General features: G+C 65.1%; 25 protein-coding genes and 2 pseudogenes. 6 read left to right on the top strand and 21 right to left on the bottom strand.

Going from position 1 to position 23,745, the window contains the following annotated elements; genetic code table 11:
• Position 1: 1 nt before the first annotated feature.
• The 6 genes from AWJ14_RS10575 (at position 2) to AWJ14_RS10550 (ending at position 2,781) form a co-directional block, all read left to right on the top strand.
• Positions 2 to 199, top strand: coding sequence for a DUF2783 domain-containing protein (locus AWJ14_RS10575; RefSeq protein WP_066178242.1), 198 nt, complete (start codon positions 2 to 4; stop codon positions 197 to 199).
• Between the two features lie 176 nt (positions 200 to 375).
• Positions 376 to 645: a hypothetical protein gene (locus tag AWJ14_RS10570; protein ID WP_066178240.1), complete on the top strand. Its 270-nt coding sequence runs from the start codon at positions 376 to 378 to the stop codon at positions 643 to 645.
• Between the two features lie 59 nt (positions 646 to 704).
• Positions 705 to 971, top strand: a complete 267-nt coding sequence (locus tag AWJ14_RS10565; RefSeq protein WP_066178237.1) for a DUF7218 family protein — start codon at positions 705 to 707, stop codon at positions 969 to 971.
• 100 nt (positions 972 to 1,071) lie between these two features.
• Positions 1,072 to 1,641 (top strand): type 1 glutamine amidotransferase domain-containing protein, encoded by a 570-nt coding sequence (locus AWJ14_RS10560; RefSeq protein WP_066178232.1) that lies wholly within the window; start codon positions 1,072 to 1,074, stop codon positions 1,639 to 1,641.
• Positions 1,642 to 1,747: 106 nt separating this feature from the next.
• Positions 1,748 to 2,161: a host attachment family protein gene (locus AWJ14_RS10555; protein WP_066178229.1), complete on the top strand. Its 414-nt coding sequence runs from the start codon at positions 1,748 to 1,750 to the stop codon at positions 2,159 to 2,161.
• A gap of 194 nt (positions 2,162 to 2,355) precedes the next feature.
• Positions 2,356 to 2,781, top strand: coding sequence for an acyl-CoA thioesterase (locus tag AWJ14_RS10550; protein WP_066178226.1), 426 nt, complete (start codon positions 2,356 to 2,358; stop codon positions 2,779 to 2,781).
• A gap of 12 nt (positions 2,782 to 2,793) precedes the next feature.
• Here AWJ14_RS10550 and AWJ14_RS10545 read toward each other — a convergent pair whose 3' ends face one another.
• From AWJ14_RS10545 to AWJ14_RS10445, 21 genes and pseudogenes are all read right to left on the bottom strand, one after another.
• Complete coding sequence (locus AWJ14_RS10545) at positions 2,794 to 3,738, bottom strand: branched-chain amino acid ABC transporter permease (RefSeq protein ID WP_066178223.1); 945 nt, start codon at positions 3,736 to 3,738, stop codon at positions 2,794 to 2,796.
• On the bottom strand, positions 3,738 to 4,628 hold the full coding sequence (locus AWJ14_RS10540; protein ID WP_066178221.1) for a branched-chain amino acid ABC transporter permease: 891 nt from the start codon (positions 4,626 to 4,628) through the stop codon (positions 3,738 to 3,740). Before AWJ14_RS10540 ends, AWJ14_RS10545 begins: the two co-directional genes overlap by 1 nt.
• Positions 4,625 to 5,344, bottom strand: coding sequence for an ABC transporter ATP-binding protein (locus AWJ14_RS10535; protein WP_066178219.1), 720 nt, complete (start codon positions 5,342 to 5,344; stop codon positions 4,625 to 4,627). The genes AWJ14_RS10540 and AWJ14_RS10535 overlap by 4 nt, the downstream gene beginning before the upstream one ends.
• Entirely contained in the window at positions 5,341 to 6,114 is a 774-nt protein-coding gene (locus AWJ14_RS10530) for an ABC transporter ATP-binding protein (RefSeq protein WP_066178215.1), read from the bottom strand. The genes AWJ14_RS10535 and AWJ14_RS10530 overlap by 4 nt, the downstream gene beginning before the upstream one ends.
• Positions 6,115 to 6,251: 137 nt before the next feature.
• The gene (locus AWJ14_RS10525; RefSeq protein ID WP_066178211.1) at positions 6,252 to 7,454 is read right to left on the bottom strand and encodes an ABC transporter substrate-binding protein; all 1,203 of its coding nucleotides are present in this window, start codon (positions 7,452 to 7,454) and stop codon (positions 6,252 to 6,254) included.
• 67 nt (positions 7,455 to 7,521) lie between these two features.
• Complete coding sequence (locus AWJ14_RS10520) at positions 7,522 to 8,613, bottom strand: cupin domain-containing protein (protein ID WP_066178207.1); 1,092 nt, start codon at positions 8,611 to 8,613, stop codon at positions 7,522 to 7,524.
• Positions 8,614 to 8,759: 146 nt separating this feature from the next.
• The gene (kynA, locus tag AWJ14_RS10515; RefSeq protein ID WP_066178204.1) at positions 8,760 to 9,602 is read right to left on the bottom strand and encodes a tryptophan 2,3-dioxygenase; all 843 of its coding nucleotides are present in this window, start codon (positions 9,600 to 9,602) and stop codon (positions 8,760 to 8,762) included.
• A gap of 1 nt (position 9,603) precedes the next feature.
• Positions 9,604 to 10,797, bottom strand: coding sequence for a kynureninase (kynU, locus tag AWJ14_RS10510; RefSeq protein ID WP_066178202.1), 1,194 nt, complete (start codon positions 10,795 to 10,797; stop codon positions 9,604 to 9,606).
• 3 nt (positions 10,798 to 10,800) lie between these two features.
• On the bottom strand, positions 10,801 to 11,211 hold the full coding sequence (locus tag AWJ14_RS10505) for a RidA family protein (protein WP_066178199.1): 411 nt from the start codon (positions 11,209 to 11,211) through the stop codon (positions 10,801 to 10,803).
• 57 nt (positions 11,212 to 11,268) lie between these two features.
• A complete protein-coding gene (locus tag AWJ14_RS10500; protein ID WP_066178196.1) occupies positions 11,269 to 12,897 on the bottom strand; it encodes an AMP-binding protein in 1,629 nt (542 codons plus the stop codon).
• Between the two features lie 3 nt (positions 12,898 to 12,900).
• Positions 12,901 to 13,353 (bottom strand): cupin domain-containing protein, encoded by a 453-nt coding sequence (locus AWJ14_RS10495; protein ID WP_066178192.1) that lies wholly within the window; start codon positions 13,351 to 13,353, stop codon positions 12,901 to 12,903.
• A 24-nt stretch (positions 13,354 to 13,377) separates the two neighbouring features.
• A complete protein-coding gene (locus AWJ14_RS10490; RefSeq protein WP_066178190.1) occupies positions 13,378 to 14,532 on the bottom strand; it encodes an acyl-CoA dehydrogenase family protein in 1,155 nt (384 codons plus the stop codon).
• Complete coding sequence (locus AWJ14_RS10485) at positions 14,532 to 15,335, bottom strand: enoyl-CoA hydratase family protein (RefSeq protein WP_066178188.1); 804 nt, start codon at positions 15,333 to 15,335, stop codon at positions 14,532 to 14,534. The genes AWJ14_RS10490 and AWJ14_RS10485 overlap by 1 nt, the downstream gene beginning before the upstream one ends.
• Before the next feature lie 4 nt (positions 15,336 to 15,339).
• The gene (locus AWJ14_RS10480; protein WP_066178187.1) at positions 15,340 to 15,840 is read right to left on the bottom strand and encodes a MarR family winged helix-turn-helix transcriptional regulator; all 501 of its coding nucleotides are present in this window, start codon (positions 15,838 to 15,840) and stop codon (positions 15,340 to 15,342) included.
• Positions 15,837 to 16,598: an SDR family NAD(P)-dependent oxidoreductase gene (locus AWJ14_RS10475; protein ID WP_066178183.1), complete on the bottom strand. Its 762-nt coding sequence runs from the start codon at positions 16,596 to 16,598 to the stop codon at positions 15,837 to 15,839. The genes AWJ14_RS10480 and AWJ14_RS10475 overlap by 4 nt, the downstream gene beginning before the upstream one ends.
• A gap of 2 nt (positions 16,599 to 16,600) precedes the next feature.
• Positions 16,601 to 18,898: a bifunctional salicylyl-CoA 5-hydroxylase/oxidoreductase gene (locus AWJ14_RS10470; RefSeq protein ID WP_066178181.1), complete on the bottom strand. Its 2,298-nt coding sequence runs from the start codon at positions 18,896 to 18,898 to the stop codon at positions 16,601 to 16,603.
• A gap of 149 nt (positions 18,899 to 19,047) precedes the next feature.
• A complete protein-coding gene (locus AWJ14_RS10465) occupies positions 19,048 to 20,205 on the bottom strand; it encodes an aminotransferase class V-fold PLP-dependent enzyme (protein WP_066178179.1) in 1,158 nt (385 codons plus the stop codon).
• 60 nt (positions 20,206 to 20,265) lie between these two features.
• Entirely contained in the window at positions 20,266 to 21,090 is an 825-nt protein-coding gene (locus tag AWJ14_RS10460; RefSeq protein WP_083220171.1) for an ATP-binding cassette domain-containing protein, read from the bottom strand.
• Positions 21,080 to 21,897, bottom strand: a pseudogene (locus AWJ14_RS10455) (ABC transporter ATP-binding protein). Before AWJ14_RS10455 ends, AWJ14_RS10460 begins: the two are co-directional and overlap by 11 nt.
• Positions 21,894 to 22,729, bottom strand: a pseudogene (locus tag AWJ14_RS10450) (ABC transporter permease). Before AWJ14_RS10450 ends, AWJ14_RS10455 begins: the two co-directional pseudogenes overlap by 4 nt.
• Complete coding sequence (locus AWJ14_RS10445) at positions 22,722 to 23,732, bottom strand: ABC transporter permease (protein WP_280949314.1); 1,011 nt, start codon at positions 23,730 to 23,732, stop codon at positions 22,722 to 22,724. Before AWJ14_RS10445 ends, AWJ14_RS10450 begins: the two are co-directional and overlap by 8 nt.
• Between the last annotated feature and the right edge of the window lie 13 nt (positions 23,733 to 23,745).

The raw sequence follows: 23,745 nt of genomic DNA, 5'->3' as shown, positions 1-23,745 counted from the left end.
CATGGCAAAGCTCGTGACCGCACTCAACATCGCCGCCCCCGATGAGTTCTACGAAAAGCTGATCCGCGCCCATGAGGGCCTCTCCGACGATGAAAGCGCCGCGCTCAACGCAAGGCTGATCTTGGTGCTCGCCAATCAGATCGGCGACGCCGAAATCCTGGCCGAGGCGCTCGAAGCCTGCCGCACGCCCGCCGCCTGAGAAGCCATCCCGCCTTTTCGGGCTCCCCCACCCCGTGACAGACTGCGGCACGGGCGGCGCCCCCGTTTTCCATGCCCGCTTCCGGCCCGCCGCATGCACGCCACGCGTCACGAGGCGCGTGCACGGAACCCCGGACCCCGCCGATGCGTTGATCTCCTGCAACACAGGAGACACCCATGCCCGTTCTGAAAAACAGTTCCATGATCGATCCGGTCGACGTGCAGGTCGGCGGTGACGCCGACCTCGACGGCATCGCCCAGACCACCACCGCCGACGACATCGAAGCCGTGCTGATGTCGCCCGCCCCGGTCGCCGAGCGGATCGAGACCTTGAACGCCATGCGCACCGAATTGCAGGCCCGCTCCCATGCCGACCGTGGCGGAGAGATGGATCCGCTGCTCGATGAGGTCGAGGCCGCGATCGCCCGCCTTTCCGGAGAGGCATAGCGCGCCCGTCGGCGCATCAGCCACTTCGCCACCACCCCAACCGGAACAGGAGAACCACCATGGCCCGCAGCAGACACGGCGCATCCGTCAAGAAGAGCGACACCTATGAGGCCCTGCGCGAAGACGGCGCCTCCAAGGAGAAGGCGGCGCGCATCGCCAACGCCCAGGCCAATGACAGCCAGCATCCGTCCGAGAAGGGCGGCCGGGCGGCGGCTTACGAAGACTGGACGAAGGACGCACTCTACAAGCGCGCCCAGGACCTCGACATCGAGGGACGCTCGGCGATGTCGAAGGGCGAACTGATCGAAGCGCTGCGCCACGGCTGAGACATTTTCGCGCAGCCGGCCTTTGCCGGCCAAAATCCGGAACCCAACCGGCTCACCCGCGTTGGGCGGGTAGATGTTCACCAGACCAAGGAGGTTTCCCATGCCCAAAATGGAAAACGCAAAAATTCTCATCATGGCCACCAACGGCTTCGAACAGTCGGAACTCGAATATCCGCTTGAGCAGTTGAAGAAGGCCGGCGCCACGGTGCATGTGGCAAGCCTCGACGGCAAGCCGATCAAGGGCTGGGACGACAAGGACTGGGGCGCCTCGATCGAGGCCGACCTGAAGATTTCCGAGGTCAAGGTCGACGACTACATCGCGCTCGTCCTGCCCGGCGGCCAGATCAACCCGGACCTGTTGCGCGTCGAAAAGGACGCGGTCATGCTGGTGCGCGACTTCGTGACCGGCGACAAGATCGTCGCCGCCATCTGCCACGCGCCCTGGCTGCTGATCGAGGCCGGCGTCATCAAGGGCCGCGAAGCGACCTCCTACCACTCGATCCGCACCGACATGGAAAATGCCGGCGCCAAGTGGATCGACAAGGAAATCGCCATCGACAACGGCATCATCACCAGCCGCTCGCCCAAGGATCTGGAGGCCTTCGTCGCCAAGATCATCGAGGAAGTGCGCGAGGGCGAGCACCATCGCCGCAAGGCCGACGCGGCCTGATCCACGGTCGTGCCTGACCCCAGGCGTGGGGGCGGCCACCGGCCTCCCCCGTCCAAGCCGTTCGCCGAGCGATGGCTCCCCATTCCCCTGATTATGGAGAGGACCCATGTCCCATCTTCCCGTTCCCCACAAAACCCTGATCGTCGTCGGCACCGGCGAAGGCGCCAACATCTACCGCAATGCCGGCAAGGGCGGCGACCTCAAGCTGCATCATGAATATGATCTCGAACCCGGCGATCTTGCAGACGAGGGGCCGGCAGGCAAAGAACCACCGGACACCTCCCCCAAGGAATCGATGGAGGCGACCTTCGCCAAGATCCTGGCCAATCATCTCTATGATCAGGCCCAGTCCCACAGCTTCGACGACCTCATCCTCGTGCTCGATCCCGACACGCTGGGCGAGACCCGTCCCAGCCTGCATTCCAGCGTGACCGACAAGATCATGCTGGAACTGCCGAAGACGCTGTCGAACAGCAAGATCGAGGACATCGAGCGCTCGATCCTGGCCGCGATGAAGTAGCGCTCCCGGCAGCCCCGCGAGACGCACCGAAGCCGTAGCCCTGATCCGGGCTGCGGCTTTTTCGTGTCCGGCATCGATATCCCGCTCAAGAAGGGAGCGGCCAAGCTTGGCCGGCATCGGCGCGGCGGTTGCCTCGCTGGACGCGGCATGGCACATGTCCTTCCCGAAAACGACCATCTGGGAGGAGAACCGCCATGGCCGTAAGCTTCACCACCGAACGCATGCTTCACTTCGGCGACTGCGACATTTCCGGCACGGCCTATTATCCGTCCTATCTCAACCTTTTGAACGGCGTGAACGAGGAGTTCTGGTCCTGGATCGGCTTTCCCTGGCACGAGATCATCTGGAAAGAGCGGTGGGGCACGCCGACCGTGCATCTGAGCTGCGATTTCTCGAAGCCGTCCTTCTTCGGCGACACACTCACCTTCGAGCTGACCGTGACCAAGGTCGGCCGCTCCTCGATGACGGTCGAGCACACGGTGCTGTGCGAGGGCGAGAAGCGCTGGACCAGCCGGCAGGTGCTCGCCGCAAGCCAGCTCGACGAGCACAGCTCGATCCCCTGGCCCGACGCGGTGCGCGCCAAGCTCGTCTCGTTCCTGCCGGAAGAGGAAGAAGCCTGATCCGGCGCCGCCTCAGTCCGACCTGATCTTCGGGGATTTTTCCGGCACCAGGCCGGAGCGGAATTTCTGCAGCACGAATTGCAGCAGAAGCCCCACGAGCAGCATCCGGATATAGGACGAGCGGGTGATCCACTCGGGCGGCAGCCGGCTGGTGATGATCTCGGTCGCCGACCAGATGAACCAGATCACCAGCGCGCCGACGATGGCGCCGCGGTTGTTGCCCGAGCCGCCGGCCATCAGCATCACCCAGACCAGGAACGTCACCAGCAGCGGTTCGGTCGCCGAGGGCGACAGGAACTTGAAGTAATGCGCCGACAGCGCGCCCGCGAGCCCCATCAGCGCGCAGCCGATCACGAAGGTCTGCAGCCGGAACCAGTCGACATCCTTGCCCGCCGCGCGCGCCGAATCCTCGTTGTCGCGGATCGCCCTCAGCGTCCGGCCCCAAGGGCTCACATAGAGCCGCTGGCAGAGGATGTAGACGAGAGCCACGCAGAGCCAGACGACGCCGAGATAGAGAAGATCGGCCGCCCGGCCCTGCACCAGGTTGCCGAACGGACGCGGCACGCCGGCAATGCCGAGACTGCCATTGGTGAGCCAGGATTCGTTGACGATCACCAGCCGCAGGATCTCGGCGATGCCGACCGAGGCCATCGCCAGATAGTCGCTCTTGAGCCGCACGCAGATCTTGGCCACGACGAAGCCGGTCACGCCGGCCACGATCATGGCAGCAAGCAGACCGAACGGGATCGGCAGCGCGAAGCCGCCCAGATGCTTGCTCGAGGCGGCCGTGGTCACGATCGCCGAGGCATAGGCGCCGACCGCGAAGAAGCCGGCGATGCCCGCATTGAACAGCCCGCCCATGCCCCACTGCACATTGAGCGCGAGGCACAGCACCGCATAGATGCCGCCGGCGATCAGCACGCTGACGAGATAGAAGAGAAGCCCGGTGATCTCCATTACAGAAGCCTCCCCTTGAACAGGCCCTGCGGGCGGAACAGAAGCAGCGCCACCATGATGAAGAAGGCTACCGCCGACTTGTAGGAGGGCGAGATGAAGGCGTCGTCCGAGAACCAGGTGAAGGTCACGGTCTCTTCGGCGATGCCGATGATCAGCCCGCCGGCAATTGCGCCCATCGGCTTGCCGATGCCGCCGAGCACGGCGGCGGCGAACATCGCCAAGAGCAGGTTCCAGCCGAGATTCGGGTGCATGCTCGTGTCCATGCCGGCGAACACGCCGGCGATGGCGGCAAGCGAGGCGCCGATCACCCAGGTCCAGCGCACCACCTTCTCGGTGTCGAGACCGGCGACGGCCGCCAGTTCCGGCTCGTCGGAGACAGCGCGCATCGCGCGGCCGAGCTTGGAGCGGGTCAGGAAGAAATGCAGCGCAATGGCGATCACCACTGTGAGCACGATCACCTGCGCATGCAATTCCGAAATCCGGAACGTGTCAAACAGCACCATAGGCATGCGCACGCCGGAGGTGAACACCTGGTTGCCCGAACTCCAGAACAGCTGCGCGAGCGAGCGGAAGATCAGCGCCACGCCGAAGGAGGCGATCACGGTGTAGATCGTCGGCAGCTTGCGCAAGGGCTTGTAGAAGAACTCGTCGACCGCCAGCGCCGCCACGATCGCAAGCGCGATGCCGAAGGGGAGCAGCAGCAGCGGATTGACCGGGATCAGCCAGACCGCGGTCAGCACGCCGTAGCCGCCAAGCGTCATCAGGTCGCCATGGGCAAAATGCGCAAACCGCAAAATACCGAAGATCATCGAGATCCCGACCGCGCCGAGCGCATAGACGCTGCCGATCGCAAGGCCTGGAACCAGATAGAGATTGATGAAGTCGATCATGCCGAGGCACCCCCGAGGAAGGAGCGCCGCACCGCATCGTCGTTGAGCAGCGCCTCTCCCGTTCCTGATACGAAATTCTTGCCGCTGACGAGCACATGGCCGTTGTCGGCGATCCTGAGCGCCTGCTTGGCGTTCTGCTCGACCATCAGGATGGTCACGCCACCCTTGCGGATGTTCAAGAGCAGATCGAAGATGATCTCGAGATAGGCGGGCGACAGGCCCGCCGTGGGCTCGTCGAGCAGCAGAAGCTTCGGCTCGCTCATCAGCGCCCGGCCCATCGCCACCATCTGCCGCTGCCCGCCCGAGAGTTCGCCCGCCGCCTGGCCGAGCTTGTCGCGGAGGTCGGGAAACAGCTCCAGCACCTTTTCGCGCACCGCGTCCTTGTCGCGCGGCGGCGCCGCATAGGTGCCGACATCGAGGTTTTCGTCCACCGTCAGCGTCGGGAACACGTTGCGGCTCTGCGGCACCATGGAAATGCCGAGCGGCACCAGTTCCGCGGTCTTCAGCGCGGAGATGTCGGACCCGGCAAACGAGACGCTTCCCTCCGAGCGCGCGGTGAGCGCGAAGATGGTCTTGAGCAGCGTCGACTTGCCGGCACCGTTGGGGCCGATGATGACGGCGATTTCGTGCTCGGCGACATCGAGATTGACACCTTCGATGATCGGGACGCCGCCATAGCCGGCGGTGAGCCCCTTGACCTGTAGCAATGCAGTCATGGCTGGGCCTCGTATTTGCCGCCGCCGAAATAGGCCTCGATCACGCGCGCATCCTGGCGCACCTCGTCGACCGTGCCTTCCATCAGCAATTGCCCCTGCGCCATCACGATCACCGCGTCGCAGAGCTTGGAGACATAATCGAGATCGTGCTCGATCAGGCAGAAGGTGAGCCCCTGCTCCTTGTTCAAATGCAGGATCTTGTCGGAAATCTTGGCGAGAAGCGTGCGGTTGATGCCTGCGCCGATCTCGTCGAGCAGGATGATCTTGGGCTTGCGCATCAGCGCCCGGCCAAGCTCCAGAAGTTTCTTCTGGCCGCCCGAGAGATTGCCGGCCTTCTCGTCCTTGACGTGGTCGATCTCCAGGAAGGTTACCATCTCGCGCGCAGCGCGGTAGGTCGCCTCCTCTTCGGCGGCAAACCGCCCGCGCCGGAAGATCACATTGAACACGTTCTCGCCGATCGGGGTGGCCGCGGCCGCCATGAAATTCTCGATCACGGTCAGGTGCGAGAACTCGTGCGGGATCTGGAAGGTCCGGGCAAGCCCGCGCGCGGCGCGCTCATGCGGCTGAAGCGGCGTGATGTCCCTGCCCTCGAGCAGGATGCGCCCGCTCGCGAGCCCGACATGGCCGGCAATGGCATTGAACATCGTGGTCTTGCCCGCGCCGTTGGGACCGATAAGCCCGGTGATGCGGCCCGCGGGAATGTCGAAGCTGACGTCATCGACGACATTGGGGCCGCCGTAACTCACCTTCACATGGTCGACTGAAATCATCTGTTCCCCTTGTCGCAGCCGGTGGTGGCCGCCGGCGATGCCTTTCCGGTCCAGTGGCTGGAGCCCGGCGGATCGCTCTTGTAACAGCCCCTCCCCGACGGTGCGGGAAGGGGCCAGATTGCCGTGCGCGGACGGGCTTACTGGACGATGGCGATCTGCTTGAACTTGTCGCCGTCGACCACGAACTTGCCGATATAGCCGGCCACGTCGCCGTGCTCATCGAAGTCATAGGCACCGCCGGCGCCGTCATAGTCGATGTCCTTGCCTTCCTTGATCAGCGCCTTGGCCTTTTCCCATTCGCCCGGGCCGACCTTTTCGCCCGGTGCGGAGGCGACGGCGCGCAGCGCTTCGGCCATTTTCGCACGGTCGGCGGAGCCCGCCTTTTCGACCGCCAGCAGCGTCAGGAAAGTCGCGTCATAGGTCTGGTCGACGAAGGGCTTGTCGGCGCCTTCGCCATATTCGGCGTTGTAGAGTTCGTGCAGCTTGGCCTGGTTCGGGTTGTCGGCGGGCGAGGTCGGGGCCGAGAAGAACGAGCTTGCCAGCGCTTCGGCGCCGATATCGGCGATTAGCGCCTCGTCACGCAGCCCGTCGGTGCCGACGAACTTGGTGAACAGGCCGCCCTCGATCGACTGCTTGACGATCTTCCCGCCCGAGTCGCCGGCATAGGCGATGACCACCAGCGCATCGCCGCCGGCCTTGGAAAGCGTTGCCAGTTCAGAGCGGTAGGAGTTCTTCTTCTCCTCGTGCTTGACCTCGGCCACCACTTCGCCGCCGAGCGCCTTGAAGGCCTCGACGAAGGTGCCACCGATGCCCACGCCATAGTCGTTGTTGACATAGGTGACGGCGACCTTCTTCAGGCCCTCGTCCATCACCATCTTGGCCAGCACCTTGCCCTGGAAGTTGTCCGAGGGGACGATGCGGTAGAGAAGGTCGTTGTCCTCAATATCGGTCATCGCCGGCGATGTGGCGGTCGGCGAAACCTGCACCACGCCCGCGGGGATCGCCGCGGCTTCGGCTGCGGAAATGGTCGTGCCCGACATCAGCGCGCCCATGATGATCGGCACGTTCTCGACATTGATCAGCTTGCCGGCGGCATCGACCGCGCCCTGCGACGAGCCGGTGGTGTCGCCGAACACCGGAACGGCCTGGCCGTCGAGAAGGCCGCCCTGCTCGTTGACCTGCTTGAAGGCGAGGTTGGCCGCGTTCTGAAGCGGCGGAATGAAGCTGGCGATCGGGCCGGTGATGTCCATCAGAAGACCGACCTTGGTGTCCTCGGCAAGGGCTGCGGCGCTCGAGGCGAGCAGGCCCGCAACGGCCAATGCAAATGTTGTCTTTTTCATTCAACTGCTCCCAGTTTTTGTTCGGCCCTTTAGTCCCTCGAGCGCCCGCGGGCTGCCATCAAAGCGCTCAGATCTCGTCGACGATCTCGGTTTCGAACGAACCGGGAAGCGTCACCTCCAGCAACTGGAGGTCATCGGTGGGTTCACTGTAGCGCGTCGCCATCCGCGGCGGAATGACAAACGCGTCCCCTTTTTCCAGACGGTAGGGCGCCTTGCCCTCGCCTTCGAGCACCATCGAGCCCGACATCACGAAATTGAACAGGATGTCGCAGTCGTGCCGGGACCAGACCGGGCTGGCAGGCCCCGAAGGGCGCGCGACCATCACCGAGGCCACGCCTTTGGTGTTTGCGTTGATGGTGGTGTCGCGCGCCTCGAAGCCCGGCACCCGGAACGGTTTGAACACGCCGTCCTTGCCGATGCTGTGGACGAAGCGCTGCCCGTCCCACTCCCGCTCCGGCCGCTCCTGCGGCGTCGGCAGCTCCATGTCGTGGTCGATCTCGGTGATGTGCTCGGCCGGCACGCCGATCTCGATCACCTCGATGCCGTCGGCGGCATGCAGCACCTTGTGCCGGATCTGCGGGGGCTGGATGAAACAGTCGCCCGCATGCAGCCGCCGGATGCCGCCCTGGTCCTCGTAGAGAACGTCGACCCAGCCATGGATGCAGAAGATCAGCTGGAAGCCGACCTTGTGGTAATGCACCATGTCGGGCACCGGCCCGTCGGGCACGCGGATATGCGAGGCGATCATCGCGCCGCCGAGCCGCGAAGGCACCAGGTCGCGATAGGCCATGCCGGCGCGGCCGATGATCCAGGGCGCCTGGTCGGCCAGCCGGCGCACCACGAAGGCATGCTCGGTCTCGGGCATCACCAGCGGCGGATTGAGCTCGTCGATCTCGATCCGGGTGCCGTTCGGCGCCACCAGTTCGCGCTGGCCTTCCGCAAAACCGTCCGGGTCCTCGGTCAGGATCCTGAGCGTGCCCGGCGCTTCCGGCGCACCCTTCTGGATGCGGATGCGCAAGCCGTGGCCCGACAGCACCGCCACCTCGGGATTGTCGGCGGGGTAGATCATGTCGAGGCGCATTTTCAGCGTCTTGGTGTAAAACGGCAGGTCGTCGCGCAATTCGCTGGTCGGCAGTCTGATTTCCGCACGCGTGTCCAAATCACTCTCCAATGCCGGCTCCGGCGAAGCCTGCTGCGAACATCGGGACCAGGCACCGTCCCGAAGATCAGCCGGTAAGCGAGACTATCCGACCCATTGTATCTTTCAAGTCTAAAACATGTTGCCCCTGGCAACCAACCCGGTGGTTACAGTTCGGTGCGCACGCGCCACAGTTCGGGAAACAGTTCCACATCCAGCATGCGCTTGAGATAGGAGGTACCGCCCGTGCCGCCGGTGCCGCGCTTGAGCCCGATCACGCGTTCGACGGTGGTCACGTGGTTGAAACGCCAGCGCCGGAAATAATCTTCGAGATCGACGAGTTTTTCGGCGACCTCGTAGAGCGCCCAATGCTGGTCCGGCGCCTCGTAGACGCGCTTCCAGCCGGCGATGACCCCCTCGTCGAGGACGTGGGTCGCGCGCACATCGCGCGCGATCACCGCATCCGGCATGGCGATGCCGCGCCGGCGGGCGAGCCGCAAAACCTCGTCATAGAGGCTCGGCCGGTCGAGCTCGGTTTCAAGCATCGCGAGGACATCGGGCACATGCGCGTGCGGGCGCATCATCGCGTGGTTGCGGTTGCCGAGCGCATATTCGATCAGCCGGTACTGGTAGGACTGGAACCCGGAGGATTGGCCGAGCTTGCGGCGAAAATGGGTGTAGTCCGCCGGGGTCATCGTGCGGAGCACGTCCCATGCGGAATTGAGCTGTTCGAAGATCCGCGACACCCGCGCCAGCGTCTTCATCGCCGGCTGCAGCTCGTCCCGGCTGATATGGGTGCGGGCAGCGGTGATCTCGTGGATGGCGAGCTTCATCCACAGCTCGGAGGTCTGGTGCTGGATGATGAACAGCATCTCGTCATGGGCGTCGGTGCGGGGCCGCTGCGCGCCGAGCACGTCGCCGAGGCTGAGATAATCGCCATAGGACATGCGTCCGTCGAAATTCATCGTGGCGCCCTCCTGCGAGGGATCGTAGTCCGTGCCCTGGCTCATCTCACGTCACCGCTTTCCTGGTCCTGAATTCGGGCCGGTCCCATTCGCCGGTGGCGACGATCTCACCGATGGCGGCCGCCGCCCTGCTCACCTCTTCGGCCGTGTTGTAGAGCGGGCAGAAGCCGAAGCGGATGATGTCGGGCGCACGGAAATCGCCGATGATGCCGCGGGCGATCAGCGCCTGCATCACCGCATAACCTTCGGGATGGCGGAACGAGACCTGGCTGCCACGGTGGGCCGGATCGCGCGGGCTGGCAAGCGTCACGTCCCTGCAGGCCGCTTCGACCTCGGCGATGAACTGTTCGCTGAGCTCGATCGAGCGCGCGCGCAGATCCGCCATGTCGACGCCCTCGAAGGCATCGAGGGCTGCGTCGAGCACCGCCATCTGGATCACCGGCGGCGTGCCGACCCGCATGCGGCTGATGCCGTCCCCCGGACGGTAGTCAAGATCGAAGGCAAAGGGTGCCGCATGGCCGAGCCAGCCCGACAGCGCCGGGCGCACCTGGTCGACCAGGTCCGGGCGCACGAAGATGAAGGCCGGCGCACCCGGGCCGCCGTTCAAATATTTGTAGGTGCAGCCGACCGCGAAATCGGCGTCGCAGCCGGTCAGGTCCACCGGCAGCGCACCGGCGGAATGGGCAAGATCCCAGATCGCGAGCGCGCCATGGGCATGGGCCTTTTCGGTCAGCGCCTTCATGTCGTGGAGCCGCCCGGTGCGGTAGTCGACCTGGGTCAGCATGATGGCGGCGACGCTCTCGTCGATGGCGTCGGCCACCGCTTCGGGGTCCACCACCTTGAGTTCGTGGCCCTTGCCGAGACTGTCGAGCAGGCCTTTGGCCATGTACAGGTCGGTCGGGAAATTGCCGCTGTCCGACAGCACGACGCGGCGCTCGGGCCTGAGTTCCAGCGCCGAGGCCAGTGCCTGGTAGACCTTGATCGAGAGCGTATCGCCCACCACGGTGGAGCCCTCCGGCGCGCCGATCAACTTTCCGATCCGGTCGCCGAGCTTGCGCGGCAGGTCCATCCAGCCGGCCTTGTTCCAGCCGGTGATCAGCAGCGGGCCCCATTCGTCGGCCACCGTCGCCCGCGCCCGTTCGGCTGCCGCCCTGGGCAGCGGGCCGAGCGAATTGCCGTCGAGATAGGTGATGCCGTCTGGCAGCACGAACAATGCGCGCCGCGTGGTGAACCCGCTCATGACCTAGCCATCCTTTCGTGATTTGCCGATTTCGGCGGTTGCCTCGATCTCGACCATCGCCGCATCCTCGATCAGGGCGGCAACGACGAGCACGGACATCGAGGGGTAATGCCGGCCCATCACCTTGCGATAGGCCGCGCCGACTTCCTTGAGATTGGCCAGATAGGCCTTCTTGTCGGTGATGAACCAGGTCAGCCGCACGATGTCGGCGACCTCGCCGCCGGCGGCTTCGACAATGGCCACGATATTGGCGAGCGTCTGCTCGAGCTGGCCCACGAAATCGGTATGCTCGAACACCTGATCCTTGTTCCAGCCGATCTGGCCGCCGGTGTAGAGCCTTTGGCCATCGACGAGAATGCCATTGGCATAGCCCTTGGGCTTTTCCCAATCCGGCGGATTGACTGCTTCGATCATGAGTCTGTGTCCTTGCAATAGTCAGTCTGAAGGGGGCGTCAGTCGCCGCGCGGCCGCTCAGGCCTGCGCGTCGCGACGAAGTCGGAACCGCTGGATCTTGCCTGTCTGGGTCTTGGGCAGCGCCTCGGTGAAGACGATCGAGCGGGGATATTTGTAAGGTGCGATCACCTGCTTGACGTGGTCCTGCAGCAGCTTGGTCATCAGCGCATCGCCGACGATGCCCGGCTTGAGCACCACATGCGCCTCGACCACCTGGCCGCGCGCCTCGTCCGCCACGCCGATCACCGCGCATTCGGCGACATGCTCATGGGCGAGCAGGGCTGCCTCCACCTCCGGCCCGGCAATGTTGTAGCCGGCCGAAATGATCATGTCGTCGCTGCGCGCGGCGAAATGGAAAAATCCGTCCTCGTCCTGGATGAAGGAATCGCCGGTCAGGTTCCAGCCGTTGCGAACATATTTGGCCTGCTGTTCGGGATCGGCGAGATAGCGGCAGCCGGTGGGCCCGCGCACCGCGAGCCGCCCGACCTGGCCACGCGGCAGCTCGTTCATCTCCTCATCGACGATTCTAGCCTCGTAGCCCGACACGGGAAGGCCGGTGCAGGCCGGCTGCGAGTTTCCGAACCGGTTGGAGATGAAGATGTGCAGCATCTCGGTGGCGCCGATGCCGTCGAGCATCGGCTTACCGGTCTTGGCCATCCACTGCTCGTAGACCGGCCCCGGCAGCGTCTCGCCGGCGGAGACCGCGGCGCGCAGGGAACTCAGATCCGCCCCCTCCTCCATCGCCGCCAGCATGGCGCGGTAGGCCGTGGGCGCGGTGAAGCAGACGGTCGCCTTGTAGCGCTGGATGATCTCGACCATGTTGGCGGGCGTCGCCTGCTCGAGCAGCGCCGCGGCCGCGCCGAAGCGCAACGGAAACACCGCAAGCCCGCCGAGCCCGAAGGTGAAGGCGAGCGGCGGCGAGCCGATGAACACGTCTTCGGGCGTGACGTTGAGGACTTCCTTCGCATAGCCGTCGGCGATGATCAGCATGTCGCGGTGGAAATGCATCGTCGCCTTGGGCATGCCGGTGGTGCCGGAGGTAAAACCCAGCAGCGCCACGTCGTCGCGCCCGGTCCTGACGGTCTCGAATTTCACCGATTTCGACAGCGCCAGCCGGTCGAGCTCCGCATCATGATTGGCGGTGCCGTCGAAGCCGATGACCGTGTCGAGGAAACGGCTGGTCTTGGCGCAGGTGACGATTTCGTCCATCAGCCGCGTGTCGCACAGCGCCATGGTGATCTCGGCCTTGTCGACGATCTTCGACAGTTCCGCGGCGCGCAGCATCGGCATGGTGTTGACCACCACCGCACCGGCCTTGGTGGCCGCGAGCCACACCGCCACCATCGCCGGATTGTTGGCCGAGCGCACCAGGATGCGGTTGCCCGGCTTCACGCCGTAATCCTCGACCAGCACATTGGCGATGCGGTTGGTCCAGTCGGTGAGTTCCTTGTAGGTGCGGATGCGGCCATTGCCGATCAGCGCCGTGCGGTCGCCGAAACCACGCGCCACCATCGCATCGGTCAGCTCATAGCCGCAATTGAGCCATTCCGGGTATTCGAACCCGTCGAGCTTCAGATCCGGCCACTGATCGGCCGCCGGCAGGTTGTCCCGCGTGAATGTATCGATATGTCCCGATGGTCCCAGCATGGCTCAGTCGTTCGCCTCCGGAGCCAGGAACTCGACGTCATGCTGGGCCGACAGCTCGACGATGCGCTCCACGTCGTCGAGATTGTCGAGTGCTTGAAACAGCTCTTGCAACTTGCCTGCGGGCGACACCCAGAACAGGGCCTTTACCGGCTTGTCGGACTTGTTGAAGTAGCCATGCGGAATGCCCGCGGGCATGCGCACGAGATCGCCAGCCCTGGCCTTGCTCCAGACGCCGTCGAGCTTGAGCTCCAGTTCGCCTTCCTGCACCAGGATGAACTCGTCCTGGTTGGGGTGGATGTGAACCGGCACGTGCTGGCCGGGCATAGAATTGGTCTCGAATGCAAAGGACGAGTCACACACCGCCTTGGGATAGTAGACCTGGCCAAGAATGTTCCAGACCACGCCCTCGTAGCCTGTGGTTCTTTCGGTGATGCCTTTTTCCAATGGCTTGCTCATTGCATTCCCCTTTTTATGGATTTTTTACATTGCAAGTGTCTGCCGCGCGATCACGACCTTTTGCACGTCCGATGCGCCCTCGTAGATCCTGAGCGCGCGGATTTCGCGATAGAGGCTCTCGACGATGTGGCCCTTGCGCACGCCGTCGCCGCCATGCAGCTGCACCGCCTTGTCGATCACGTCCTGGGCGTGATCTGTGGCATAGAGCTTGGCCATCGCCGCCTCGCGGCTGACCCGGGGGGCGCCCATGTCCTTGAGCCACGCGGCGCGGTAGACCAGCAGGGCCGAGGCATCGACATCGAGGGCCATGTCGGCAATGTGGCCCTGCACCATCTGCAGCGCGCTCATCGGCGCGCCGAACAGTTCGCGCTCGGCCACGCGCTTGATGCTCTCGTCGAGCGCCCGGCGGGCAAAGCCGAGCGCGGCGGCGGCCACCGTCGAACGGAACACGTCGAGCACCGACATGGCGATGCGAAACCCGTCGCCGGGCTTGCCGATCATCGAAGACGCGGGAATCCGGCAGCCCGAAAAAGTGAGCCGCGCCAGCGGATGCGGCGCCACCACGTCGATCCGCTCGGAGGCGTCGAAACCCGGCAGGCCGGCAGGCACGATGAAGGCCGAGAGCCCCTTGGCGCCCGGGGCCTCGCCGGTCCGGGCGAACAGCGTGTAGACATCGGCGATGCTGCCGTTGGAAATCCAGGTCTTCTCGCCGTCGAGCACATAGTGGTCGCCGTCGCGGCGCGCGGTCATGCCGATATTGGCGACGTCCGAGCCCGAGGCCGGTTCCGACAGCGCGAAGGCCGACAGCGCCTTGCCGCTTCGGGTGAGCGGCAGCCATTCGGCCTTCTGTTCCGGCGTTCCGAACAGCGAGATCGCGCCGGTGCCGAGCCCCTGCATGGCGAAGGCGAAATCGGCCAGCCCGTCGTGGCGCGCCAGCGTCTCGCGCAGGATGCACAGGCTGCGCACGTCGAGCCGGGACGACGGATCGGCCGGGTCGATCGCGGTCAGGCTCAACAGGTCGGCCTCGGCCAGCGCCTTGACCAGCACCTGGCAGGCCGCTTCGGGATTGGAGTGATCGATGTCGACCAGTTCGGCCGCCGCCCATGTGTCGACATGGTCGGCGAGCGCGCGGTGGGTGTCGTCGAAGAACGGCCAGTCGAGAAAGCTGCGGTCTGCCATCAGTTGCCCTCGAACACCGGTTTCTGTTTCGCCGCGAAGGCCTCGTAGGCGCGCCGGAAGTCCTGCGTCTGCATGCAGATCGCCTGCGCCTGGGCCTCGGCCTCGATCGCCTGCTCGATGCCCATGTTCCATTCCTGGGCCAGCATGGTCTTGGTGATCATGTTGGCGAAGGTCGGTCCTTCGGCGATGCGTCGCGCCAGCTTGCGCGCCTCGTCTTCGATTTCACCGGCCTCGACCACCCTCGAGAAGAAGCCCCAGCGCTCCCCTTCCTCGGCGCTCATCGACCGACCGGTGAACAGAAGCTCCGCCGCCCGGCCCTGGCCGATGATCCTCGGCAGGATCGCACAGGCGCCCATGTCGCAGCCGGCAAGCCCGACGCGGTTGAACAGGAACGCGGTCTTGGCTTCGGGCGTGGCGATGCGCAAGTCCGAGCACATGGCGATGATCGCGCCCGCCCCGACGCACACCCCGTCGACTGCCGCGATCACCGGCTTGCCGCAGCCAACGATGGCTTTCACCAGGTCGCCGGTCATGCGGGTGAATTCCAGAAGCCCCTTCATGTCCTTGTCGAGCAGCGGACCGATGATCTCGAACACGTCCCCGCCCGAGCAGAAATTGCCGCCGTTGGAGCCGAAGATCACCACCTTGACGTCGTCGCGATAGACCAGCCCGCGGAACCAGTCGCGCAGTTCCGCATAGCTTTCGAAGGTGAGAGGGTTCTTCCGTTCGGGCCGGTCGAGAGAGACTTCGGCCACACCGTCGGTGAGCGTCAGGCGGAATGTCTTGGGTGCGTCTGGCTGCATGGGGTCAGCTCTCCTTCTTGGTGCTCTTGACGGCGATGCGCTCGAGCTGGTCCAGCATGTCCTGGGTTTCGCTCAGGTCGACTTCGCCCAGCAGGCAATCGATCCAGTCCTCGTGGCGCTTGGCCATCGCCTGGAATTGTTCGCGACCCGCCTTGGTGAGCCGCACGGTGGTGGCGCGGCGGTCGTTGTCGACCGGGATCCGCACCAGCATGCCGTCGTCCACCAGACGGTCGACGATGCCGGTGACATTGCCGTTCGACACGCGCAGCACGCTCGACAATTCGCTCATCTTCAGCCCCGGCTCGGCCCGGTAGAGCGCCGCCATCACGTCAAAGCGCGGCAGCGTGGTGTCGAAGGTGACGCGCAGGTTCTCCCGCAATTCAGCCTCGACATGCTTGGTCGCCTTGAGCAGCTTGAGCCACAGTCTGAGCCGCGCCTTGGACGCGGCCGGATCCCTCACGCCACCCTCGGTCTCGGCGGACTGAACCGCTCCGGTGTCACTCATGTTTCCCCTCCCGACAACGAGATCGCCTGCCCCGTCACCGAAGCAGCCGCATCGCCGCACAGCCAGATCACGGTCTCGGCAATTTCCTCCGGCTGGATGAACCGGCCCTGCGGATTGACATTCAACAGTGAGGCTTCCGCCTCGGCCCGCGACCGGCCGGTCTTCTCGACGATGTTGTTGATCGACCGCTGCAGCATCGGCGTGTCGGTGAAACCCGGGCAGACGGCGTTGACGGTCACGCCGGTCCGCGCCAGTTCCTGCGCAAGGCCGCGCACCAGACCGACGACGCCATGCTTGGCCGCGCAATAGGCACTGACATAGCCGTAGCCCTTGAGCCCGGCGGTCGAAGCGATCGCGATCAGCCGGCCCGGCCGCTTCTGATTCATTCTCGAAAGCCCGGCCTGGAAGGTGTTGAAAACACCGGTCAAATTCACATCGAGCGTGGACTGGAACAGTTTCGCGTCGGTGCGCAGGAACGGCGCGCTCTGAGCCGAGCCGGCATTGGCGACGATGATCGTCGGCGCGCCGTTGCGCTCGGTCGCCCAGGCAATTGCGGCGGAAAGCGCCTCCGCATCGGTGACATCGGCGGGCACGGCGACAATCCGGTCATTGGCGCCAGCCAGCGCCTCGAGCGGGGCCGCGCGCCGACCGATTGCCGTCACCCGCGCGCCGCGTGCCGCGAGCGCCAGCGCGATCGCCTCCCCGGCGCCCGATCCGGCGCCGGTGACGATCGCGTGATGCCCCATCATTTCGCTCATGGTCACACCTTGCCGAGCATGGTTTCCGCCCGCTCCGCCAGGCGCCACATCTGGTCGCGTCCGGGCAGATAGGGATCAGGCCATTTCTCCTCATGATCGCCCAGGGCACTGGCCGCATGCAAGGTCCAATAGGGATTGGCCAGATGCGGGCGCGCCAGGCAGACGAGATCGGCGCGGCCCGCCATCAGGATCGAGTTGACGTGGTCGGGTTCGTAGATGTTACCGACCGCCATGGTCGCCATCTGCGCCTCGTTGCGGATCTGGTCGGCGAACGGCGTCTGGAACATGCGTCCGTAGATCGGCCGGGCCAACGTGGAGGTCTGGCCGGCGGAGACGTCGCAGATGTCGACGCCTGCGTCTTTGAGCATGCGTGCAATCTCGACGGCTTCCTGCGGCGTGACGCCCTCCTCACCCACCCAGTCATTGGCCGAGATACGCACCGACAGCGGCTTGCGCGCGGGCCAGGCCTCGCGCACCGCGCGGTAGACTTCGAGCGGAAAGCGCATGCGGTTTTCGAGACTGCCGCCATAGTCGTCCTGGCGCCGGTTGGTGAGCGGCGTGATGAAGGACGAGAGCAGATAGCCATGCGCCATGTGCAGCTCGATCATGTCGAAGCCGGCACGTTCGGCCATTTCGGTCGCCGCAACGAACTGGTCGCGCACCATGTCCATGTCGGCGCGGTCCATCGCCTTGGGCGCCTGGTTGTTCTTCGACCAGGCGACGTCGGAGGCTGACACCAGCGGCCAGTTGCCTTCCTTCAGCGGCGCGTCGCCTTCTTCCCAGCCGAGCTGGGTCGAGCCCTTGGCGCCGGCATGGCCGATCTGCATGCAGACCTTGGCCTGGCTCTCGGCGTGGATGAAATCGACGATCCGCTTCCAGGCGGCCTCGTGTTCGGGCTGGTACATGCCCGGGCAGCCCGGGGTGATCCGGCCCTCGGGGGACACGCAGGTCATCTCGGTATAGACCAGCCCTGCCCCGCCCTTGGCGCGCTCGCCGTAATGCACCAGGTGCCAATCGGTTGGGCAGCCGTCGACCGCCTTGTACTGCGCCATCGGTGAGACGACGATGCGGTTCTTCAGCGTCATGTCGCGCAGCTTGTAGGGCGCGAACATCGGCCGGCGGACCGGGGCGCCCTCGGGCACGCCGGCCTGGGTCTGGAACCAGCGTTCGGCGCCTTCGAGCCATTCGGGATCGCGCAGCCTGAGGTTTTCGTGGCTGATGCGCTGCGACCGGGTCAACAGCGAATAGTTGAACTGCACCGGATCGAGATCGAGATAGCGCTCGACCTCCTCGAACCATTCGAGGCTGTTGCGCGCCGCCGACTGGAGCCGCAACACCTCGACGCGGCGCTCTTCCTGATAGCGGGCGAAGGCGCGCTCCAGCGTCGGCTCCGAATGCAGGTAATCGGCGAGCGCAATGGCGCTGTCGAAGGCCAGCCGCGAGCCCGAGCCGATGGAGAAATGTCCGGTCGCCGCCGCGTCGCCCATCAGCACCACGTTCTCGTGGTACCACTTCTCGCAGATCACCCGCGGGAACTGCATCCAGACCGCCGAGCCCCTGAGATGCGCGGCGTTGGACATGAGATCATGGCCGCCCAAGTGCTTCTCGAAGATCTTGCGGCAGGTCTCGACGGTTTCCTCCTTCGACATCTGCTCGAAGCCCCAGCGGTCCCAGGTCTCCGGCAGGCACTCGACGATGAAGGTCGCGGTGTTGTCGTCGAACTGGTAGACATGGGCCCAGACCCAGCCGTGCTCGGTCTTCTCGAAGATGAAGGTGAAGGCGTCGTTGAAGCGCTGATGCGTGCCGAGCCAGACGAACTTGCATTTGCGGGTGTCGATGTCGGGCTTGAACACGTCGACATATTCGTTGCGCACCAGCGAATTGATGCCGTCGGCGCCGACCACCAGGTCATATTCCTTGCGGTAGGCTTCCGCGGTCTTGAACTCGGTCTCGAAGCGCATCTCGACGCCGAGTTCGCGGGCGCGCTCCTGCAGCAGGATCAGCATCTGCTTGCGGCCGATGCCGGCAAAGCCGTGCCCACCCGACACCGTGCGGCAGCCCTTGTGGATGACGGCGATGTCGTCCCAGTAGGCGAAATGGCTGCGGATCGCCTCGGTGCTCTTGGCGTCGTTGTGCTGCATCCGGCTCAGAGCATCGTCGGAGAGGACCACGCCCCAGCCGAAGGTGTCGTTGGCCTTGTTGCGCTCGATCACGACGACCTCATGGGAAGGATCGCGCAGCTTCATCGAGATCGCGAAGTAAAGACCGGCCGGGCCGCCCCCAAGACATGCTACCTTCATCGTTCCGCGCCTCCAGACTGGTTGTCGTTACAGGGATCATATGCCTGATCCGAGATAGTTCAAGCCTAAAATGTTTATGTCGCAATAAATAACCGGGACACACCATGCCCCGAGCCGGCCGCCCAAAAAGACGGCCGGGGCCAGCGCCTTCAGCCGGCTTGCGCGACCGTCCTGAGCGTCTTGACCAGCTGCTCGACGCCGGCCTCGGTGGTCACGAAACCTGGCGAGCACCTGAGCAGCGAACCGCGCGCATCGGCGAACACGCCGCGTTCGCGCAGGATCTGAAGCACGGCCTGCGCCTCCACGCCCTCGGGCAGGCGCATCATCACGCTGCCGCCGCGATGGTCGGCGTCGCGCGGCGAGGCCAGCGTGAGCCCCGCCTCGTCGGCGGCCTCGATGATCGTGGCGCACATCGCCCGGTTCTTCGCCCGTTGCGCGGCCCAGTCCTGCGCCGCATGCCATTCGAGTGCCGGCACCGAGGCGACGCAGGCCATCACCGAGGGCGTGCCGTTGTCGAAGCGGCGGATGTCGGGCGCATAGGAAAAGGCGTTGATGTCCCAGGAGAAGATGTCGTCCTGGCTGAACCAGCCCCTGAGGCTCGGCTGGCAGCGGGCGATCACGTCGGGCATCACCTGCAGGATGCCGCCACCGGGCGAGCCGCACATCCATTTGAGGCTCGTCGAAATCGAAAAATCCGCACCCACCGCCATTGTGTCATAGGCGATCAGGCCCGCGGCCTGGGTCACATCGACCCCGATCACCGAGCCCTGCCTGCGGCCATGGGCAATCAGGGTTTCGAGATCGCAGCGGTGCGACGAGGTGGAGCTGACCCAGGTCAGCAGCGCAAGCCCGACTTCCGGCCCCCAGGCCGCGATCACGTCCTCGTCCTCAACCCAGTGCGCGCCCTCGCGCAGCGCCACTGTGCGCAGCGTGAAGCCGTAGCGCTTTTCCATGCCGGTCAACAGGAAATGCAGGCTCGGGAAACAGTCGCCCGCCACCAGCACCGCCCTGCACTCAAGCGCGTCGGCCGGCAGCGCCATGATCATCGCCGCCAGCGCCGAGGTCACGTTTTCGGTGGTGGTGAGCGAGGAGGCCGGCGCATTGAGCAAGCGGCTCCACAGCTCGATGAAGCGTTGGCGCTGGCCGAGCGCATAGCCCCATTGCCCGTCATCGGGCGCGCCCCAGCACTCGGCAAAAGCCGTGAGCGCCCGGCCCATGTCCTGGGCCTTGCCGGGATACTGCCCGATCGAGTGGTAGAGCATGTAGCCCGAACCGGCGGCATCGGACTGAGAGGGTGTATCGGCCATGTCGGTCTCCCCGGCGTCAGCCGGTCGACCCGGCCAATTGCCATTTGTGTTGCGTGTGCGTCACCAGTTGGCCTGGCGCGGATCGGGCAGCGGAATGGCGTCGAGCAGTTCCCGCGTGTAGGCGGCACTCGGCGCTTCGAACACCCGGTCCGCCTCTCCATAATCCACGATCACGCCGCGCTGCAGCACCATCACATGATCGCACAACCTGCGGATCACCGACAGGTCATGGCTGATGAAGGCGAGCGTCAGCCCCAGTTCCTTGACGAGTTCGGCGAGCACGTTGAGCACCTGCGCCTGCGACGAGACGTCGAGGCCCGAGACGATCTCGTCGGCGAGAATGAATTCCGGCTTGAGCGCGATCGCCCGGGCAATGCCCACCCGCTGCCGCTGCCCGCCCGACAATTCGTGCGGATAGCGATGGCGGAAGTTTCGCGGCAGGCCGACATGGTCGAGCGCATCGTCGATCCGCCCGTCGATCCCGTCAAAACCGTGCAACTGCATCGGATCGGCGATGATCGCGCCGACACGCCGGCGCGGATTGAGCGAGGACATCGGGTCCTGGAAGATCATCTGCATCCGTCGCCGGATTGGTCGCAGAGCCGCCTCGTCGAGATGGGTGATGTCGCGCCCGTCGAACAGGATCGTGCCCGCCGTCGGTTCGATCAGCCTCAAAAGCGCGCGCCCGAGCGTCGACTTGCCCGAGCCCGAGCCGCCGACGATGCCGAGCACCGAGCCGCGGGCGATGTCGAGATCGATGCCCTTGAGGATCGGGATCAGCGGCGCACGGCCGAACACGGGCTTGGCCGCCATGTCGGGCAGCGCGACCTCGAGCCCGCGGGCGGAAAACAGCATGTTTGCATCCATCGCAGGCCTATCCGTCATGACGCCACTCCCGGTCCGCCGCCAGCACTTCGGCCGCCGCCGCCTCGATCACCGCGTCCTCGACCGGCAGCAGCGAGGCGCCGGGATCGGTGTATTTCGGCGTCGCCGCGAGCAGCGCCCGCGAATAGCCATGCTTCGGCCCGTCGAAGAATTCGGGCACCGTGGATTTCTCGACGATCTTGCCGCCATAAAGCACGGCGAGCCGCTGGCAGACCTTCGAGACCACGCCGAGATCGTGGGTCACGAACACCATCGCAGTCGAGTGGCGCGTCTGAAGCTCCTTGATCAGCCTGAGGATCTGCTTCTGCACGGTCACGTCGAGCGCGGTGGTCGGCTCGTCGGCCACCACCAGCTTGGGGGGTAGCTCGCCATCACGCGTTCCGGGTTGTCGATATGCACCTCGTCGAGCAGCTCGAGCGCGCGCGCCCGGGCATCCACCTTCCGCCAGCCGAGAATGTCGACCAGCCGGTTGGTGATCTGCGGCTCGATCCGCCGCGACGGATTGAGCGCGGTCAACGGGTCCTGCGGGATCAGCGCCGCCGTGGCCCCGATCATCCGGCGCCGGTCGGCGGGCTTCATCTTCTGCAGATCCTGCCCGTCGAGCAGGATCTCACCCTCGACGATCTCGATCGCGGAAGGAAGAATCCCGAGGATCGCCTTGCCGATCATGCTCTTGCCTGCGCCGCTTTCACCCACCAGTCCCAGCACCTCGCCGGTGTCGATGGAAAACGAGACCGAGCGCAGCACCCGGCGGTCGTAGCCGTGCAGCACGGCGGAGACATTGTTGACCGTGAGGAATGCGCTCATCGCAGCACCGGATCGAAGCGGTCCTTGAGGCCCTCGCCGAACTGGCTGAAGGACAGGACGGTGAGAAACAGGACCGTAAGCGGGAACGCCAGCACCCACCAGGCCTGGTGGATCGAGGTCCGGCCCTCGGCGATCATGCCGCCCCAGGTCGGCGCGTCCGACGAGATCGACAGGTTGACGAAGGACAGGATCGCCTCGACGATCACGGCAATCCCCATTTCGAGCGTGAGCAGCGCCACCATGGTCGGCAGCACATTGGGCAGGATCTCGCGCCAGAGAATGTCGCGCCGGGGCCGGCCGGCGACCACGGCGCTTGCGACATAATCCATCGCCGACTGGTTCATCGCCTCGGCGCGCACCACACGGCAGAACCTTGTCCAGTCGATCACCACGATGGCGATGAGGTGCCGAGCACCGCGATCAGAAGGATCGCGAACAGCACCGGCGGAAACGCCATCCAGATCTCGACCAGACGCGATATCACGATATCGACCCAGCCGCGCATGTAGCCTGCGAGCAGCCCCAGCAGCGAGCCCACGAAGGCGGTCGCGAGCCCCGCCACCAGCGCCACCGAAAAGGCGATGCGGGCGCCATGGATCATGCGCGAGAGCACGTCGCGGCCGAGACTGTCGGTGCCGAGCAGATAGGCGGGATCGGAGCCGGAGACCCAGAACGGCGGCAAGCGGCCGGCAAACAGGTCTTGCGCCAAGGGATCGTGCGGCGCGATCAGCGGCGCGAGCAGCGCCAGCGCCGCCATCAGCCCGAGCCAGAGCCCCGACAGCCACAGCCGCGGGCCGAGCTTGCGTTTCACACTGCCGCGGCCATCAAGCATGACGCAGCCTCGGGTTCAGGAGCGCGTAAGTCATGTCGACCACCAGGTTGATGAGGGTGAAGAGAAGCGCAAACACGATGACGATCCCCTGGATCAGGGGCAGGTCGCGGTTGATCACCGCGTCGATCGCCATGTTGCCGAGGCCCTCATAGGAGAACAGCCGTTCGATGATCACCGTGCCGCCGATCAGGAAAGTGAACTGCACGCCGATCAGCGTGAGCGTGGGCAGCACGGCGTTCGGCAGCGCCTCCGACAGGATCACGTGGTTTTCACCGTATCCCTTGGTGCGCGAGAGCGTGACGTAATCGAGATGCATGGTTTCCTTGAGCGACTGCTTGAGCAATTGGCTGATGATCGCAGCCAGCGGAATGGCGAGCGCCAAGGCCGGCATGAACATGTGCTTGAGCAAGTCCCACCACAGGTCGAACCTCAGCCGCGCCACGCTCTCGAACACATAGAACTGGGTCACGAACGGCAGGTCGAGCGAGGGCGAGATCCGGCCGGAAATGTGGAAGATCGGCATCAGCACGCCGAACAGCACGATCAGGATCAGCGCCCAGAGGAAATCCGGGATCGACAGGCCGACGCCGTTGGCGACATCGACGGCGGTCTCGGTCCGGGTCTCGCGATGCCTGACCCCGGTCAGCGCCAGGGCGCCGCCGACCACGACCGCGATCACCAGGGCGAAGATCGCGAGTTCGAGCGTGGCCGGCAGGCGTCCGAGCACCAGCGGCATCACCGGCTGGCGCAGCGAAATCGAGGTGCCGAAATCGCCATGCAGCACACCGGTGAGCCAGATGCCGAATTGCTCGATCAGCGACTTGTCGAGGCCGTAAAGCGCGGTGAGCCGCGCCACGTCCTCTTCGGTCGCGCCGGGCGGCAGCATCATGGCGATCGGATTGCCCGGCACCACGCGGATGACGAAGAACACCACGACGGCCGCCCCGATCAGGGTGACGGACATGGTCAGGAGGCGAATGAAGATCGCACGCAACAGTTTCAAGGCAGAATTTCCC

It is taken from the genome of Parahoeflea olei, from assembly GCF_001703635.1.
In the GTDB taxonomy this organism is placed as follows: Bacteria; Pseudomonadota; Alphaproteobacteria; order Rhizobiales; family Rhizobiaceae; genus Hoeflea; species Hoeflea olei.
Note: the sequence above shows the minus strand (reverse complement) of the source record. Positions and strands in the feature narration are given on the sequence as shown.